Source organism: Castellaniella sp. WN (genome assembly GCF_054457555.1).
This window is the reverse complement of the sequence record NZ_JBTKZC010000001.1, coordinates 1,473,296-1,491,273: the sequence shown is the minus strand read 5'-3', so window position 1 is coordinate 1,491,273 and position 17,978 is coordinate 1,473,296. Positions and strand designations below refer to the sequence as shown.

The window sequence follows — 17,978 nt, the reverse complement described above, 5'->3', positions numbered from 1 at the left end:
CGGAGTAAAACTGACCTACCCCGGCGTCTAAAAACCTAGTTCCTGATCTTGATATTCCCAGCTTTTCACTTGTCCTTGAGTTGGTGGCTTTCCCCGGCGATCTGCACGATATGGGCGTGATGCAGCAGACGATCGAGCAAGGCGGCGGTCAGCGTTTGGTCCTCTGAGAAGCATGAAGACCACTGGCTGAAGGGCAGATTGCTGGTGACGATGATGCTGGTGCGTTCATAACGTTGGGCTACCACGTTGAAGAACAGGTTGGCCTCCTCGCGCCCGAAGGGCAGATAACCCATCTCGTCGATCACCAGCAGGCGTGACCCGACGATGGCGCGGTTGAAGTACTGCTGCAGCCGATCCTGTTTATGGGCGGTGGCCAGTTGCATCATCGGATCGGCAGCGGTCAGGAAACGGGTCTTGATGCCTGCCATTACCGCACCATAGGCCAACGCCTGTGCCAGGTGACTCTTGCCACGCCGCTGGGTCCCAGGAACACGACATTCTCGGCGCGTTCGATGAATCTCAAGGCGGCGAGCTCTTGGATCCGGGCACGCGGTGCGCCACTGGCGAAGGCGAAGTCATAGTCCTCGATAGTCTTGATCGACGGCAACGTGGCGATCTTCATCAAGGCGGCCCGCTGGCGCTTGATGCGGGCGTCGTTCTCGAGGCCCAGGAGGCGTCCCAGGAAGTCCCCATGGCTGGCGTCCTCGCGGGCGCACTGCCGCGCGATGGCCGGCCACTCGCTGTCGATCCGCTCCAGCTTCAGGACATCGCTGAGCTGTTCGATTCGGTGGGCGTTGAAGGTTCATGCATGCCCCTCCAGCAACGCGTTATAGACCGACAGCGGGTGCTGGAAGCTCTCCTGCGGCACAGGCCGGTGAGAAGCGCACGGCACCAGAATGCCATGCTGCTGAGGCAGCGGCAGCAGCGCCAGGCGTTCCTCCTGCAGCCGCTTGACGGGTTGTTCCCGAGTGGTGCCGTGCAGCCGCTGGTTGGCCATCCCCGTCAACCACCGACCAATGCGGGCGTTGGCCGCCGTCACATCGAACCGAAGTCGGGCCTGCTTGAGGGTTGCGGCCAACGGGACGCAGAAGATAGACCTTGACCCAGCGGCTCACCGTCGCCGGGTCAAGATCATACCGCCGAGCGATGGCCTTCAGTCCTGACCCGTCGGCGGTGATTGTCAACCTATCTGTCGCATTTTCTGAGTGACTCAAGCCGCCCGCTTGAGGTCTGAATTTCGCTTGGCACAGGACGCGTGACCCTTCTGCGGGTTGAGGAAGACCTCGTCGACTCTTGTCCAGTTGCGGGTCCTGCCGCTCCAGCGCTCCGGGTGCTTTTCGCGGGCCGCCCGATAGAGGGCATGGCGCCGTTCGAGCAGGCCGCGATCGCGCCCACAGTGACGCTGCTCAGGCGTCACGAAGCCGATAGCGCTGTGCCGGTGCTCGGTGTTGTACCAGCGCACGAACTCACCGACCCAGGCCCGGGCAGCCAGCAGACCGGTGAAGGGCTTGCGAGGGTAGCGGGGGCGGTACTTCAGAGTCCTGAACAAGGACTCTGAGTACGGGTTGTCATTGCTCACCGCTGGCCTGCTGAACGATGGCGCCACACCCAGCTCCCGTAGTGTCGCCAGCATGGTGGCGCCCTTCATCGGGGAGCCATTGTCGCTGTGTAACACCACCTGCCCTGGGAGGATGCCCTCGCGGCGGCAGATATCGCGCATCAGCTCACTGGCACGGGCGCTGTCCTCGGTGTCATAGACCTGCCAGCCCACGATGTGACGGCTGAACAGGTCAAGAAACAGGTACAGGTAGTAGTACTGGCCCCGCACGGTGGCGGGCAGATAGGTGATGTCCCAGCTGAAGAGCTGCCCTGGCGCAGTAGCCGTCAGCGCCCGAGGCCGATGCACCGGGCCAGGCGTGCGATCAGGCGTGCGATGCACCAGTTGCCCGGCGGTACGCATCAGCCTGTAGATCGTCGATTCACTGGCCAGATAGACCCCCGTATCCGCCAGGCGTGGCACGATCTGAGAAGCGGGCAGGTGGCCGTACTCGCTGCTGTTGACCACCCGCAGGATGCGATCACGCTCGGCATCGCTCAGGCGGTTGCAGGGCCGCTGTACCCGCGTGGGGCGCCCATCGCCTTGCTCCGGGGCCCGCCGCCAACGTTGCAGTGTGCGTGCGCTCAGATTGATTGCTTCACAGGCGCGTGCCTGTCGAGCACCAGCCGTGACCGCCTCAGTAATCAATGCCATGATCTGTCGGCGCTGTGTCAGTGAGGTCATTTGTCCTCGTCCTCCCACAGCGCCTGGTATTTTTTTTGCAGTACCAGCAGGGCTGCCGCCTCCGATAACGCCTTGTCCTTGCGGGCCAAATCACGGCGCACGCCAACCAGTTCCTCTTTGAGCCGACGCAGCTCCTGGATATCGGCTGCGGGCTTGTTCCCCGACTGTTCGAGCTCATGCTTCCAGGCCGTGAGCTGATGGGCGAAGATGCCCCGTTCCCGGCACCAGGCGTTGCGCGCCTCTTCGGCCAGAGAATGGGTCTCAAGCAGGGCCTGCAGCCGCTGTGCGGATGTCCACCGACTGGCGGGGGCCTCTTCTGAGGATTGCCTGCGCAAATGAGCCATCTTCGGATTGCGAATCCAGTTCTTCAGCGTATGGACCGACATGTTCAACTCCTGGGCCATGTCAGCCACCGTGCGCGTGCCGCGCTGCAGGGTCTTGCGGATCGCCTCCTCTTTGAAGGCCGTGCTGTAGGTCGTCAAATTCATCTAATCGTTCCAAATCCGATGCGACAACTAGTCTGACACAGGGGGTCGGGTGCGTAGCTTTGCACCACGGATAACTTGAACTCTTCACTTGTACTTCATCATGAAGAACATTCTAAAGGTTGGATCAGCGTCCAACTTCCGGGTTGCAGTTCACTTTAAGGACAGTTGAGTGTAAGTAGGGCTATTGCCCCGATCAGCGCCTTTTTCCGTCAACGCCTTTTTCTTGCGCTATAGCCGATTTTCTGGGCGCGATTGTCCCCGGCGCCCGGCCAGCCTGACGATCCGATGACGCCTTTCCTGAGGCCGGCCGGTTCGAGGGTGCCGGACGGATATCGATAAATAGCTGGCACCGGGGACCCTGAAAGGAACTTTGGTACTTGGCCTGTTCCTCAGTCAGGGTAATAGCGGTCTTGCTGTGGGCTTCCCATGGGCCTCGACCCGCTACAAACCAACGCCCTGCACCGATTTGAGCTAGCAAAAGAGGAGATCGAAGTGAGCTTTAGTACTCTGCACAAAGGTCTGTCAGCAGAATCCAGCCTGAATATGCAGGCCAGAAGCAAAATGATCGAAGCGGTACAAAAGCGATCCACCGCCAGCATCGTTCTGCAGGTGGCTGTCGGCTTGTTGACGGGAGGCATTGGAGCCATTGGAATTGAAATCTATCATCAATTCAATAAAAGGCAGGGGGCAGAAGAATTCTCAAGCATGGCCGGTGCGCTATTGGAAGGAATGCAGGGGATGCCGGATTCAGAAAGTGGTTTCAGCACCGATTATCAGAATTCAAGAATGGGCCTCGCTCCCGTAGACGGTGGCGTCTACATCTCTTTTGGCACCGAAGGAAAAGTCCTGTGCGGAAAAACCATGGCGGAGGTCAGGGAAAACCTCAAGCGGAATATTCTTTCAGACGTCAACCGCTTTGGGGTGGAGCTTGCAAAAAAGGCATTGCGGGACGAAACACCTCACCAACGTTCCCAGGCGGTGAGTTTCCTGAAACTGCGTGGTATAGCCATAGATCAAAAAAATCTTGATTCCATTGATACTAAAAAAATAATCGAGATGTGCGAAGCACTGATCGATGGCGAGACAACCAAGAACGGCATAGAAGAAAGATTTAGCTGCAAAGAGAACCCAAGCACCCAGATCGTCGACGAGGAAAGTCACGATCTGATCGCCGCGTGGGTGAAGCAATCGAATGAGGGCAAGCGGCGAGATGAAAGCCGGGGAGAAATTGTCTATCAAAATGCGACTGTCGATACCGGTATCAAGAAAAGCAGAGCTTTCCAGGATAAAAATGAAAAAGACGTCCGTAACATGTTTGCGGATATTTTTCTCCCAATAAAAACGTGGGAATCGGATAGAAAGGAGCCAGAGAAAATCCTGAAGGCGGTTCTGCTGAACAACTCGGATCTTCTGGCAAGAATCTATACCGACCCTGCTATTATTGATGCAGCTGGTCTGCCGGAAAGTCTGAGCGCCACAGCGAAGAATGCTATGGTTGGCCTTTTTGATGGACTGTTCCCGGCCAAAGATATGATTACCGGGGAAACCATGAAATTTGTCCTGGAACGTCTCCCCGATGAGAAGTACCAAGATTTTGTGGGAATTATTGACAACGAGTTGGAAAGCATGGAATTCAACTCGCTGCAAGGTGCCGATCTGCTTGCAACTATAGACACCGGAGGCGGTAAAGGCAATCTCCAGGAATTCTTGCAAAAGATATTGAAAAATTATTTCAATCAACAATTCGTAATCGACAAGCGCGCCATGCTGGCGTCCTATATGCGCGAATCAGGTGCCAAAGATTCCAATGAAGTCAAGCTGGTTGCCCTTCTCAAGGGGGGGGGGCCCTACTTGCAAAAACTGCTTCAATTGCTGGGGGACAATGCCACTGGTGAACTGAAAGAAGCTCTGAATGATCTGAAAACAGACCTGGGCCCTATCAACAAAACTTTCGTGGATGCTGCCCTTTTCGGCATGGTGGGGCGATCTGAAGGCAAAATTGAGCGAATTGAAGTCAGGCGCAGTCTTGGCGCCGCATCTGTTGGGCAGGCATTTCTCGTGAATATATATTGGAAGGGCAAGCCAGAACCACAGGAAGCCGTAATCAAACTTCTGCGCCCGGGCATCAGGTTGCGCGCAGAACGAGAACGGAAGTTCTTCGAGGAAGAGGCCGGAAAAATCGGCGGAATGTCGATGACATTCAATGGTATTTCCGAACAGGTTCAAGTGGAACTGGATCTAGAAAAAGAAGCCGCGAATGTCCGTCTGGCTCAAGTATACGGGACTGATGCACAGAACCTTCAATCCATGAAACTTATTGAAGCTATACCCGCCACCCATTCTTGTATGGTGCTGGAAAAGGCACCGGGAATCACGGCCAACCAAGCCTTGAACGACCTGCAGGCCCTGTCGAATGGGGGTATGAATTTGCAAGCAATCATTGAATCTGTGGAAATGGGCACAAATCTTGCAGCCGGTTTCGAATCGTTGACCCGAAGATGGGTGGAAGAAGCCCTGTTCGGCTCCGGCTTTTATCATGGTGACCTGCACGCGGGAAACATAATGTTTTCCAACGACAAGCAGGGCATGATCACTGCCATTGACATGGGTAATGCTTGCGTCCTTTCTTTTGACCAGCGCCGGGCTGTATTCAAGATGGTCCTGGCGGCTGGTGCGAGGAATGCAGGCGTATTTGTCAGGAATTACGAGGCGATCTTATCCGAGGATGGAAAGGCGCGGATCAAGGAAAAGCGTGCTGACCTTCTGCAGAAAATACAAGAGATCATGAATAATACCAAAGATCCCAGTGAAATCATTGTTAAAATACTTGACGCCGCCAATGTGCTCGGACTGGAAATCCCTGCAACAGTTTCAAACTTTTCGCGCTCTCAAATGATGTTGCAAAATTCAGTCAATAAATTGAATGTAATTCTTAAAAACTTTAAATTGTATTATAATTTGCACGTCGATTTAAAGAATGCCCAGTCTCTGCGCTTGAGCAAACATGAAATAGACTTGGGCAGGCGACTTAATAGACCGATTATTTTTGAAGATATAATTATGAGCGTGGTTATGAGCCATATAACTGCAAGTTTTCGGCTGGCCCACGGTGATATTTTTAGCCTGGGAGTGAGCTCATTCCAACGCAATTCTCTTCCGGCGCCCGCTCTCGACAATCCGCCTGAAGGAACTCAGTATGCCTGAATGGGCGTTTCTTTCTTCTCTTTCTGCAGAATCCTGGTAAAACAGCACTCTTGGGCAATTTTTTTGTTTGAACAAGATGGCTGTGCGATTCGCTCGCTTGATGAGTTGGAAATAGGGGTGCTCCATCATTGAGGGGGCGCCGGTATTCATTAGACAGGCGTTTTCTAAGAAATACGTTTAATGAAGTCAACTGGTGCCCCCAATCGGTATTGTTCCAGGGATCCATGGCCGAAAGCGTTTCCTCAGGGGTAGCAAGCGGCATGCGGGTCATGAGGCGGGCATCCTAAAAAGTTGCGCAAATCGACACCCGGGTAATCCTGGATGCCTGGATGCTGGAGTGTATGTGGTGTTTCGTGCTATATTTCGAAAAATTTGCGGCAGCGCCGACAACCCTACGCCGCCGAGTCTTTCCGCCACTCGTGGTCACACTCAAAGAGGTAACAATGAACAAGATCTTCAAGCGGACGCTGGGCTTGGCCCTGGCGTCCATGGCCATGTCGAGCGCGCAGGCCGCCACCACGTACGTTTACTGTTCCGAAGGCTCGCCCGAAGGCTTCAACGCCGCGTTCTTCACGTCGGGCACGACCAACGACGCGACCCATCCCATCTTCAATCGCCTGGTCGAATTCAAGGCAGGCACCACTGAAATCGTGCCTGGCTTGGCCGAATCCTGGGACGTCAGCGAGGATGGCAAGGTCTACACCTTCCACCTGCGCCAGGGCGTGAAATTCCACCAAAGCAAACTCTTTAAGCCGACTCGCGACTTTAATGCCGACGACGTGCTGTTCTCGTTCTTGCGCCAGAAGGATGAAGACCATCCCTTCCACAAGGTCTCGAACGGCTCCTATGCGTTCTTCAGCGGCATGGGCATGGGCGCGCTCATCGACCGTGTCGAGAAGGGCGACGATCATACTGTCCGCTTCGTCCTGAACCGCCCCGAGGCCCCGTTCATCGCCGACTTGGGTATGGACTTCGCCTCCATCCTGTCCGCCGAATACGCGGATGTCATGATGAAGGCTGGCACGCCGACCAAGGTCGATACCGACCCCATCGGCACGGGCCCCTTCGAATTCGTCGCTTACCAGAAAGACTCGCGCATCCTGTACAAGGCGTTCAAGGACTATTGGGGCGATCAACCCAAGATCGGTCGTCTGGTGTTCGCTATCACGCCCGACGCTTCGGTACGCTACGCCAAACTGCAGAAAAACGAGTGCCAGTCCATGCTGTTTCCAAACCCGGCCGACCTGAGCTCGATGCGCGAGAACCGGAACATTCAGCTACTGGAGCAGGTCGGCATGAACGTGGGGTTCCTGTCCTTCAATACCGAAAAGAAACCCTATACCGACGTGCGCGTACGCCAGGCTCTATCCATGGCTATCGACAAGCCCGCCATTATCGCGGCTATCTTCCAGGGTGCGGCCCGGCCAGCCAAGAATCCAATGCCGCCGACGGTGTGGGGTTATAACGATGCGGTCCAGGACTGGCCATATGATCTGGACAAGGCCAAGGCCCTGCTGGCCGAGGCCGGCTACCCGGATGGCTTCGAGACTGACCTGTGGGCCATGCCGGTGTCGCGCCCTTACAATCCGAACGCACGGCGCATGGCCGAGATGATCCAGTCCGATTGGGCCAAGATCGGCGTCAAGGCCAAGATCGTCACGTACGAATGGGGTGAATACCTGAAGCGCACCAAGGCTGGCGAGCACCAGGTCATGCTGACGGGCTGGACGGGTGACAATGGCGACCCGGACAACTTCCTGGCGACGCAGTTCAGTTGCGTGGCCAGGGGCAGCAATAATTATTCTTTCTGGTGCGATCAGACTTTTGAAAATCTGATTCAACAGGCTCGTGCCACGTTCGACCGCGCCAAACGAGTGGATTTCTATGAGCAGGCCCAGGTCATACTGCATGAACAGGCCCCGGCTGTCATGATCGCGCACTCCACGGTGTTTGAACCCCTGCGCAAAAACGTCCGTGGCTATGTCATTTCACCCATGGGTCGCCATATTTTCGACCACAACGATCTTGGCTGAGTAAAAGCCTCCTTCGACCCGCGTCCCGGCGCCTGCGCGGCAGGCCGGGAGGCGGGCGTGGCTCTCTCCTCCCGCCATCCTTCCTGCCCGAGGGACGCTTTCGCCCCATGTTTTCCTTCATACTCAAACGCGTCGGCCTGGCCATCCCGACGTTCGTCGGCATCACGCTGCTGACCTTTGTGTTCATCCACCTGATTCCCGGAGACCCGGTGATGATCATGGCGGGCGAACGCGGCCTGTCCCCCGAACGCCACGCGGCCATGATGGCCCAGCTGGGCCTGGACCAGCCGCTGTGGACACAGTACGGCCATTACGTCTGGGGCGTGCTGCACGGCGACTTGGGAACCTCGCTGACCACCCGCGAGCCGATCGGATCCGAGTTCGTACCGCGTTTCCAGGCGACATTGGAACTCAGCTGTGTCGCCATGCTGATCGCGTTGTCGATTGGCATCCCCGTAGGGGTGCTGGCCGCCGTCAAGCGCGGTTCGTTCTTCGACCACGCCGCCATCACCGCCGCCCTGACGGGCTATTCCATGCCGGTGTTCTGGTGGGGGCTGATGCTGATCATGTTGATTTCCGTGCAACTGGGTCTGATGCCGGTATCCGGGCGCGTCAGCGATGCGGTGTTCCTGGATCCGGACAATCCGCTCACCGGTTTCATGCTGATCGACACGCTGCTGTTCGGTGAAGAGGGCAATTTTCTGGACGCCCTGCATCACATTCTGCTCCCGGCTTTCGTGCTGGCGACAATCCCGTTGGCGGTGATCGTCCGCATGACGCGCTCCTCAATGCTCGAGGTCCTGAACGAGGACTACATCCGCACCGCGCGGGCCAAGGGCCTGTCGCGCCTGCGGGTGGTGGTGGTGCACGCCCTGCGCAACGCCCTGCTGCCGGTCCTGACGGTGATCGGGCTGCAGGTCGGTGTGCTGCTGGTCGGAGCGATCCTGACCGAAACCATCTTTTCCTGGCCGGGGGTCGGACGCTGGCTGATCACCGGCCTGGGGCAGCGAGACTACCCGGTCGTCCAGGGCGGCGTGCTGATGATCGCCATCCTCATCATCCTCGTCAACATGTGCGTCGATATCCTGTACGGGCTGGTCGATCCGCGCATCCACCATCGTCGGGGGAGGAACTGACATGTCCACGACCGCAACCACAATCGCGACCGTCCCGGCGCCGCCGGGACCGTTCAAATCCTTCTGGCAGGACTTCAGCTGTAACCGCGGAGCGCTGATCGGCCTGTACTACATTGCCGTCATGCTGCTCGTGGCGGTCTTCGCGGGGCTGATCGCGCCGCACGATCCGTCCGCGCAATACCGTGACGCCCTGCTGCAGCCTCCCGCCTGGCTCGACGGCGGTTCCTGGCGCTTCGTCCTGGGCACCGACGACGTGGGTCGCGACATTCTGTCGCGTCTGATCCATGGCGCGCGCCTGTCGCTGCTGGTCGGGTTCCTGGTGGTCAGCGTATCGCTGGTCCTGGGAATCTTCTTCGGCGTCATCGCCGGCTATGCGGGCGGGATCGTCGACATCGCCATCATGCGCCTGGTGGACATCATGCTGGCCCTGCCCAGCCTGCTGATGGCGCTGGTGCTGGTGGCCATCTTCGGGCCGTCGATCGTCAACGCGTCCCTGGCGCTCAGCTTCGTGGCGCTGCCGCACTACGTGCGCCTGACACGCGCGGCGGTGCTGCGCGAGATGACCTGCGACTACGTGATCGCCTCGCGCGTGGTCGGGGCGGGTGCCTGGCGACAGATGTTCGTCAACATCCTGCCCAACTGCCTGGCGCCGCTCATCGTGCAGGCGTCCCTGGGCTTTTCCAACGCCATCCTGGACATGGCCGCGCTGGGCTTCCTGGGCATGGGTGCGCAGCCGCCCACCCCCGAATGGGGCACCATGCTGGCCAATGTGCTGCAGTTCGCGCAGAGCGCCTGGTGGGTCGTGACCTTCCCGGGCTTGGCCATCCTGCTGGCGGTGCTGGCCTTCAACCTGATGGGCGACGGCCTGCGCGATGCCCTCGATCCGCGTCTGAAGGTGTAGACCATGCTCGAAATCCAGAATCTGTCCGTCCATTTCGGCGACGCAGCCGCGCCCTTCAAGGCCGTGGACCGCATCAGCTACCGCGTCGAGGCGGGCGAGGTGGTCGGCCTGGTCGGTGAGTCCGGTTCGGGGAAATCCGTCAGTTCCCTGGCCCTGATGGGACTGATCGACTTTCCCGGCCGGGTGCATGCCGACGCCCTGCGCTTCGACGGCCAGGACCTGCTGCGCATGCCGGAAAAGCGGCGCCGTTCGCTGATCGGATCCGAAGTCTCGATGATCTTCCAGGATCCGATGACCAGCCTGAACCCCTGTTACACGGTGGAATACCAGATTGCCGAGGCCTTGCGCGCCCATGGCGGCGGTTCGCGGCGCGCGCTGCGGACCCGGGTGATCGAACTGCTGGAGCAGGTTGGCATCCCCGACCCGGAATCGCGCCTGCGGGCCTATCCGCACCAACTCTCGGGCGGCATGAGCCAGCGCGTCATGATCGCCATGGCGATCGCTTGCAAACCGCGCCTGCTGATCGCCGACGAACCGACCACGGCCCTGGACGTGACCATCCAGGCCCAGATCATGGACCTGTTGCTGTCGCTGCAGCGCAGCGAGGGTCTGGGGCTGGTGCTGATCACCCACGATCTGGCCCTGGTCGCCGAGGCCGCGGATCGCATCCTGGTCATGTACGCCGGCCAGCTGGTGGAATCCGGCCCCGCGTCGGACATCTTCCGCCATCCGCGCCATCCCTACACCCAGGCGCTGCTGCGGGCGCTGCCGGAATTCTCCCATGGCGCCGAGCGCCTGGTGTCGCTGCCGGGTGTGGTCCCGGGGCGCTACGACCGGCCCCAGGGCTGCCTGCTCAGTCCGCGTTGCCCCTACGCCACCGATGCGTGCCGCGCCCGCGAGCCGGAGCTGACTGGACCGGAGGGCCGGCAGGTCAAATGCCATACCCCGCTGGACGACGCCGGACAGCCGGCGAAACAGGGCCCCCACGCTGCGCAGCCTGCGGCCGCTTGCTGCCCCCCTGGGGGGCGCGTTTTGCCTTGGGGCGGCCCGGCGGCAAAACAGCCTACTCACACCGATGGAGACCCCAGTGCTGCCTACTGACACCAACGGAGCTTCCGTGCTGCAGGCCATCGACCTCAAGCGCCACTATGCCGTGGACGGCGGCTTCCTCAAGCCGGGGAAGACCGTCAAGGCCCTGGACGGCGTGTCCTTCAGCCTGCAGGCCGGTCGCACTCTGGCGGTCGTCGGCGAATCGGGCTGCGGCAAGTCCACGCTGGCCCGGGTGCTGACCATGATCGAGCCGCCAACCGCCGGGCAACTGCTGTACCGGGGCCAGGACGTGTCCCGCGCCGATCCGGCCCTGGCGAAACTGCGCCGTCGCAAGATCCAGATCATCTTCCAGAACCCCTATGCCTCGCTCAATCCGCGCAAGCGCATCGGCGACATCCTGGAGGAGCCCCTGCTGATCAACACCCGGCTGGACGCGCGCGAGCGCCGGGCGCGCGGCCAGGCCATGATGGAGCGGGTCGGCCTGCGGCCGGAGCACTACAGCCGCTATCCGCACATGTTCTCCGGCGGCCAGCGCCAGCGCATCGCCATCGCCCGGGGCCTGATGCTGGATCCCGAGATCCTCGTCGCCGACGAGGCCGTCTCCGCGCTGGACGTGTCGGTGCGCGCCCAGGTGCTGAACCTGATGCAGGATCTGCAGCGCGACCTGGGTCTGTCCTACGTGTTCATTTCCCACGACCTGTCGGTGATCGAGCACCTGGCCGACGAAGTCATGGTCATGTACCTGGGTCGGGTGGTGGAGCAGGGCACCAAGGAAGCAATCTTCGGCCAGCCCCTGCATCCCTACACCCAGGCGCTGCTGTCGGCCACGCCGCGCCTGAACGATGCGACCCGGCGCGAGCGCATCAAGCTCTCGGGCGAACTGCCCAGTCCGCTGAATCCGCCGCCCGGCTGTCCGTTCAGCTCCCGCTGCCACAGGGTCATGCCGGTGTGCCGCGAGCGCCTGCCCGCCCTGCTGCCGCAGGGCGGGCGGCAGGTGGCCTGCTTCGCCGTCGAACAGGATCGGGGCGTTCCGCCCGGATAGGCCGGGCCGGGATGTGCTACCGTGGCCGGACCCCATCCCGGCCCGGCCACGGGCCTTTCCGGAGCGCGCATCCTATGGAAACCGTCTTCACCCGCATCCTGACCGGCGAGATCCCGGCTGCCATCGTTCACCGCGACGCCCGCCTCTTCGCCTTCATGGACGCGGGGCAATTGAACCCGGGCCACGTGCTGGTGGCGCCGTGCGAGCCCCATGCCACCCTGCTCGACATGGACGAGGACCTGGCGGCCGATCTCATGCGCCTGGCCCACCGCGTGGCGCGCGCCGTCCAGGACGCCTTTCGGCCCGAGGGCCTGACGCTGCTGCAGGCCAACCGCCCGGCCGGCTGGCAGACCGTGCCGCACGCCCACATTCACGTGCTGCCGCGCCACGAGGGCGATGGCGTCGGCCTGGTCTGGCCGCGCAAAGACCCGGGTATCGAGATCCTGCGGGAATATGCGGCGTGCATCCGGCTGACTTGAATCCAGCATGCCGGGCCAGATGTTTTGAGCTTGAATGAACGGGACCTTCGGGTCCCGTTTTTCATTGTGTGGCGCAATATTAAGGGTAAGCCATAACTGCGGTTTTCCCTTAAGCAATAACCCTGATTATATTGCATTGCATCATTCAACATTAAAATGAATTTTCCAGTCGAATCAATGAGATGCGGCTCGGCCGGATCACGCTCCGGCGTGGCCTGATTTTGCCCGCTGCGAGCCGGAATCGCATGCTCCATGGCAGCGTAAGTTTTGCGTAAGTTTCAAATTTTACTAATAGCATCGCGCAGAAATCCGGCCCTCGGAAAATCCAGTCCGCGATTTCCTGCAAGGATAAAAACAAAGCTGTTTTACATAAAAATAAATCGCGGGGTTTTTGCTGGAATTATTGTGTTTCAGCCGGGCGCATCCGGTGCCCGGGGCCACTTACCAGGAGACGAGACAATGAAAGACAACAAGACTTTGGGACAAGCCATGCAGACGCGGGTCAAGCGCCGTTCGGTGCTGAAGGCCGGTGCCGCCGGGGTTGCCGGTGGCATGCTGATGTCCGGCGCCGCCCGGGTCGCGCTGGCCGACGACAAGAAGCCCCTGGGGGCCTGGCCCGCAGGTTCGGAGGGCGATGCCATCGTTCTGGGCCTGACTGTCGACCTGACCGGCCCGTATTCGGCGCAAGGCGCCGCGCAGCAACGCGGCTACGAACTGGCCGTCGAGCACATCAACAATGGCGATCCCGTCCTCAAGGAAATTTCTCCCGACCTCAAGAAGGGGGTGCTGGGCAAGCCGCTGAAAATCGTATCGGCCGATGCCGAAACGAAACCCAACACCGGCGTGCAGTCGGCCACGCGTTTCATCCACGATAACAAGGCGATGATGATCTCCGGCAGCACCAGCAGCGCGGTGGCCATCGCTCTGGAAAAGGTCTGCAACCGCGAACATACGCCGTATTTCACGGCCATTTCCGGTTCCAATGAAACTACCGGCGTCGATTGCCAGCGCTATGGCTTCCGCCCCTGCTATTTCGCCTATATGGCCTGCAAGGCGGTTGCCCCCGTGGCCGCCAAGGAACTCGGCAAGAACCGCAAGGCCGCCTATCTGACGCCCGACTATACCTACGGCCACACCACCACGCAGTCGATGAAGGAATTCACCGAAAAAGAAGGCTGGACGACGGTTACCAACCAGGTCCACCCGCTGGGTGCCAAGGACTACAGTTCCTATCTGATCAACATCGCCAATACCGATGCCGACGTGCTGGTGTGCGTGGCCTATGGCGCGGATGCCGCCAATGCCATCAAGCAGGCCAAACAGTTCGGCCTGCTCGACAAGATGAAAGTCGTCGTGCCTTACAGCTCGGCCTACATCGAAGAAGAAGTCGGCGCCGATCTGATGGAAGGCGTCATCGTGGCCCAGGGGTTCTGGTGGACACTGCAGGACAAATACCCCCAGGCCAAACACTTCGTCGATGCCTATGAGAAGAAGTTCAAGGGCAAGCCGCGCGACTCGTCTTTCTATGCCTATCTGGCCGTGATGGTCTGGGCGGCGGCCGTCGAGCGCGCCGGGGGGCTGTATCCGCCCGACGTCGTCAAGTCTCTGGAATCGGGCGCGGTCCTGAATCTCGCCACCGGGCCGTTCTCGATTCGTCCCGAGGATCACCAGGGCATCGTCAACTTCCCGGTCATGCGCGGCAAGAAAAAGGCCGACATGAAAAACCCGGACGATTACTACGAAATCGTCCAGATCGTCGAGGGCAAGGACGTCGTGCCGGATCTGGGTGTGCTGGGTTGCAAATTGGGTGATTACATCTGAGCAATCCGTTGCTCCCGGGGTTTTGCGGCCCCGGGATCGGCCACTGTCCGGGACTTGAAGGAGGCACCCGAGCATGTCATTGTTTCTCTCACAATTATTCAATGGGCTGACGACCGGTTTGTTGTTGGCGTTGATCAGTACCGGCCTGACCATCATCTACGGCACGCTCGGTGTCATCAATTTCGCACACGGCGCTCTGTTCGTCGTAGGGGGGTATGCGGGCTATACGGTCTACGGCCTGACGGGGTCGTTCGCGCTGGCCCTGGCCGGCGGGGCCGTCGTGGCGCTGGCCTGCGGTCTGGTCATGGAACGCGGCCTGATGCGCAAGTTCTACAGCCGTCCGCCCGAAGACCAGATCCTGGTCACGTTCGGCCTGAGCATCATCCTGATCGAAATCGTTCGCGGCATTTACGGCGGCGTCAGCTTGTCGGTCTCGCCGCCTGAATGGGGCATGGGGATCGCCAAAATCGGTTCGCTCATTTATCCGATGTACCGGCTGGAAACGCTCGCCATTGCGGCAGTGACCCTGCTGGTGCTGTATTTCATCCTGTACCGCACCAGCCTGGGTCTGGTGGTGCGCGCGGGCATCGAGGACGCGCAGATGGTCGATGCCCTGGGCATCAACATCAAGCGGGCCTTTCTGGTGGTATTCGGCCTGGGCGCCATGGCGGCCGGGTTTGCCGGGGTGGTCAATTCGCCCATCGTGGCGCTGACGCCTGATATGGGCTTTCGCTACCTGGTCGAATCCTTCGTGGTGGTGGTGATCGGCGGCGTGGGATCTTTCCCGGGCGCCATCGTGGGCGGCATCATCGCCGGAGAAATCCTCAGCCTCACGGCCATGGTGAATCCTCAGTATTCCGATGTGATGCTGTTCGTCGCCATGGCACTGGTGCTGGTGTTCCGTCCGCAAGGTCTCATGGGTCAGGAGGGTCGGGAATGAGTTCATCGCAATCGACGACGGCCGAAACCGCTGGTTCGGCCCGGTCCGTCAAACAGGGAGGGGGAGGCATGATCATGCGTGGACGACTGCCCGAAATGTGGGTGGGACTTGGCCTGATCCTGGCGCCCTTCATCTTGCCGGCCATCGGCATGAGCCCCGATTTGCTGACCCGGATCCTGATCCTCGGCCTGTTCGGCCTGGGTTTCGATCTGTTGTTCGGCTACACCGGGCTGCTGTCCTTCGGCCAGGCGGCTTTTTTTGGCACGGGCGGCTTCGTCACGGCGTATCTGCTGACCGACGGGGTCGTGCCCAATATGCTGCTGGCGCTGGTCATCGGCACGATCGCGGCCGCCGTCATGGGCTTGCTCATCGGTTATCTCACCTTGCGGCGCACAGGCATTTACTTCGCCATGAGCACGCTGGCCTTCGGCGAGATGTTCTTCTTCATGGAAAACTCGGTCTTCAAGGAGTACACCGGGGGCGAAAACGGGATCGCGGGTGTGCCGTCGCCTGAAATCGCGTTGGGCTTCATCAATATCAAGATCGGCAGCGGCTGGCCCATGTACTGGTTCGTGGCGCTGGTGTTCTTCGTCGGCTATCTCATCGCCCGTCGCATCGTGCGCTCGCCGTTCGGCGCCGTGCTCAAAGCCATCCAGGGCAATCCCAAGCGCGCGACCGCGCTGGGCCATTCGATCCAGTCGTACAAGCTCATGGTCTTCGTCGTGGCGGCCGCATACGGCGGTCTGGCGGGCGGCTTGCTGGGCTTGTTCCAGTCCTACATGCCACCCGATGCCTTCTCGCTGGATACCTCGGCGCAACTGGTGATCCAGACCGTGATGGGCGGGGCCGGCACGCTGCTGGGGCCGCTGCTGGGCGCGACCATCTGGCTCTACCTGTACGACGGCCTGCAGCAGGTGGGCAGCCTGGGACCCTACTGGAAGCTGATCCTGGGGGTGGTCTTCGTCGTGCTGGTGACGGTGTTCCGCCATGGAGTGGCGGGCGCCATCATCCAGCTCTGGCAACGGACGCGCAAGCTGCCCGCCGGCATCGATACCGCCGCCAGCAGCAAAGTGGCCAGTGCGCTGGATATCGTGCCGCCTCTGACGACGACCCGGTCCGGCGCACCGGTGCTGGAAGCGCGCGGCGTCAGCAAGCACTACGGCGGCCTGAAGGCCAATTCCGACATCGACTTCACCCTGCGCGAAGGCGAACTGCATGGCGTGATCGGCCCCAACGGCGCCGGCAAATCCACCTTCTTCGCGATGCTGGCGGGTGAATTGCCGACGACCACGGGCCAGGTCTTCTTCCGTGGTCAGGAAATCACCGGTATCGGCGTGACCTCGGTCTGTCAGTTGGGCATGAGCAAGAGCTATCAGATCAATCAGCTCTTCGAGCACCTGACCGTGCGCCAGAACATGATGATTCCGGTGCTGGCGCGGTTGCGCGGGCGCTATCGCAGCGATCTGCTGAGCAGCCTGCATTCCGAGCATCTGGATTCCCAGGTCAATGCGGCCATCGCCCTGGTGGACCTCAGCCACCATGCCGATACGCGGGTCTCGGAAATGTCCTATGGCGAAAAGCGCCGCCTGGAGATCGGCCTGGCGCTGGCCACGGGCGCCAACGTGCTGCTGTTCGACGAACCGCTGGCCGGCCTCGGACCCGAGGAGCGCGTCCTGGTGGTGGGGCTGCTCAAGTCGATCCGCCAGGGCCGCAGCATGGTGATCGTCGAACACGACATGGACGCCATGTTCGAGCTGGCCGAACGCATCACGGTCCTGTACGAAGGCCGCAAACTGACCGAAGGCACGCCCGACGAGATCCGCAAGGACCCGTCGGTCCAGGCCGCCTACCTTGGAGGGATGGACGATGAGTCTGCTTGAAGTCGACAGGATCAACAGCTATTACGGCGATTCGCACATCCTCTTCGACGTCTCGATGCGGATCGAGGAGCACGAGGTCGTGGCCCTGCTGGGGCGCAACGGGGCCGGCAAGAGCACCACGATGAAGTCCCTGATGGGCATGGTCGAGGTCAAGTCCGGGGCGATCCGCCACCGAGGCGTGGAGATCCAGCATCTGCCGCCCTATGGCCGCGCGGCGCTGGGCATCCAGCTGGTGCCCGAGGAGCGCCGTGTGTTCGGTTCGATCTCGGTTCAGGAAAACCTGCAGTTGGCGGCCATGACGGCGGCCAAGCCCCGGACCCTGGACGAGATCTACGCGACTTTCCCGCGTCTGGCCGAGCGCAAGCGCAACCGGGGCAAGCAGCTCTCCGGGGGCGAGCAGCAGATGCTGGCGATCGCGCGGGCCATGATCCGCAACGCCGACATCATCCTGCTGGACGAGCCCTTCGAGGGCCTGGCCCCGCTGATCGTGCGCGATCTGATCACCGTGTGCCGCCAGCTGGCCGACGCCGGTCAGACCATCGTGATCGTGGAACAGAACGTGCGCGCCGCGCTGTCGCTGGCCGACCGCGCCTATATCGTCAACAACGGCCATGTGGTGTACGAGGGTACGCCCAAGGACCTGCACGAAAACGGGGAGATCATCGAACGCTATCTCGGCGTCAAGGCCTGACCGGTTCCGTGTCCGGTCCGCCGGGCGATTCC

Annotated in this window: 11 protein-coding genes and 3 pseudogenes; 11 read left to right on the top strand and 3 right to left on the bottom strand. The window is 60.5% G+C overall.

Going from position 1 to position 17,978, the window contains the following annotated elements; translation table 11 throughout:
* Positions 1 to 65: 65 nt before the first annotated feature.
* The 3 pseudogenes from istB to ACTPOE_RS06945 all read right to left on the bottom strand — a co-directional run bounded on the left by istB (position 66) and on the right by ACTPOE_RS06945 (position 2,769).
* Positions 66 to 806: pseudogene (gene istB / locus ACTPOE_RS06955) on the bottom strand (IS21-like element helper ATPase IstB).
* A pseudogene (locus tag ACTPOE_RS06950) lies at positions 803 to 1,090 on the bottom strand (IS21 family transposase); the annotation flags it as partial. The pseudogenes istB and ACTPOE_RS06950, both read right to left, overlap by 4 nt.
* A 120-nt stretch (positions 1,091 to 1,210) precedes the next feature.
* Positions 1,211 to 2,769 (bottom strand): annotated as a pseudogene (locus ACTPOE_RS06945) (IS3 family transposase).
* Between the two features lie 426 nt (positions 2,770 to 3,195).
* Between ACTPOE_RS06945 and ACTPOE_RS06940 the strand changes: the two are divergent.
* The 11 genes from ACTPOE_RS06940 to ACTPOE_RS06890 all read left to right on the top strand — a co-directional run bounded on the left by ACTPOE_RS06940 (position 3,196) and on the right by ACTPOE_RS06890 (position 17,946).
* A complete protein-coding gene (locus ACTPOE_RS06940; protein ID WP_458871477.1) occupies positions 3,196 to 5,973 on the top strand; it encodes an AarF/UbiB family protein in 2,778 nt (925 codons plus the stop codon).
* Positions 5,974 to 6,416: 443 nt separating this feature from the next.
* Complete coding sequence (locus tag ACTPOE_RS06935) at positions 6,417 to 8,006, top strand: ABC transporter substrate-binding protein (protein ID WP_458871476.1); 1,590 nt, start codon at positions 6,417 to 6,419, stop codon at positions 8,004 to 8,006.
* A 107-nt stretch (positions 8,007 to 8,113) separates the two neighbouring features.
* Complete coding sequence (dppB, locus tag ACTPOE_RS06930; RefSeq protein WP_458871475.1) at positions 8,114 to 9,142, top strand: dipeptide ABC transporter permease DppB; 1,029 nt, start codon at positions 8,114 to 8,116, stop codon at positions 9,140 to 9,142.
* A gap of 1 nt (position 9,143) precedes the next feature.
* Positions 9,144 to 10,043, top strand: coding sequence for a dipeptide ABC transporter permease DppC (gene dppC, locus ACTPOE_RS06925; RefSeq protein WP_458871474.1), 900 nt, complete (start codon positions 9,144 to 9,146; stop codon positions 10,041 to 10,043).
* A 3-nt stretch (positions 10,044 to 10,046) separates the two neighbouring features.
* The gene (gene dppD / locus ACTPOE_RS06920) at positions 10,047 to 11,144 is read left to right on the top strand and encodes a dipeptide ABC transporter ATP-binding protein (protein WP_458871473.1); all 1,098 of its coding nucleotides are present in this window, start codon (positions 10,047 to 10,049) and stop codon (positions 11,142 to 11,144) included.
* A complete protein-coding gene (locus ACTPOE_RS06915; protein ID WP_458871472.1) occupies positions 11,119 to 12,135 on the top strand; it encodes a peptide ABC transporter ATP-binding protein in 1,017 nt (338 codons plus the stop codon). The genes dppD and ACTPOE_RS06915 overlap by 26 nt, the downstream gene beginning before the upstream one ends.
* Before the next feature lie 74 nt (positions 12,136 to 12,209).
* Positions 12,210 to 12,614 (top strand): HIT family protein, encoded by a 405-nt coding sequence (locus ACTPOE_RS06910; protein WP_458871471.1) that lies wholly within the window; start codon positions 12,210 to 12,212, stop codon positions 12,612 to 12,614.
* A gap of 459 nt (positions 12,615 to 13,073) precedes the next feature.
* Complete coding sequence (locus tag ACTPOE_RS06905; protein WP_458871469.1) at positions 13,074 to 14,435, top strand: substrate-binding protein; 1,362 nt, start codon at positions 13,074 to 13,076, stop codon at positions 14,433 to 14,435.
* A gap of 73 nt (positions 14,436 to 14,508) precedes the next feature.
* Positions 14,509 to 15,375, top strand: a complete 867-nt coding sequence (locus ACTPOE_RS06900) for a branched-chain amino acid ABC transporter permease (protein WP_458871467.1) — start codon at positions 14,509 to 14,511, stop codon at positions 15,373 to 15,375.
* Entirely contained in the window at positions 15,372 to 17,255 is a 1,884-nt protein-coding gene (locus tag ACTPOE_RS06895; protein ID WP_458871466.1) for a branched-chain amino acid ABC transporter ATP-binding protein/permease, read from the top strand. The genes ACTPOE_RS06900 and ACTPOE_RS06895 overlap by 4 nt, the downstream gene beginning before the upstream one ends.
* A complete protein-coding gene (locus ACTPOE_RS06890; RefSeq protein WP_458871464.1) occupies positions 17,242 to 17,946 on the top strand; it encodes an ABC transporter ATP-binding protein in 705 nt (234 codons plus the stop codon). Before ACTPOE_RS06895 ends, ACTPOE_RS06890 begins: the two co-directional genes overlap by 14 nt.
* Positions 17,947 to 17,978 lie beyond the last annotated feature (32 nt).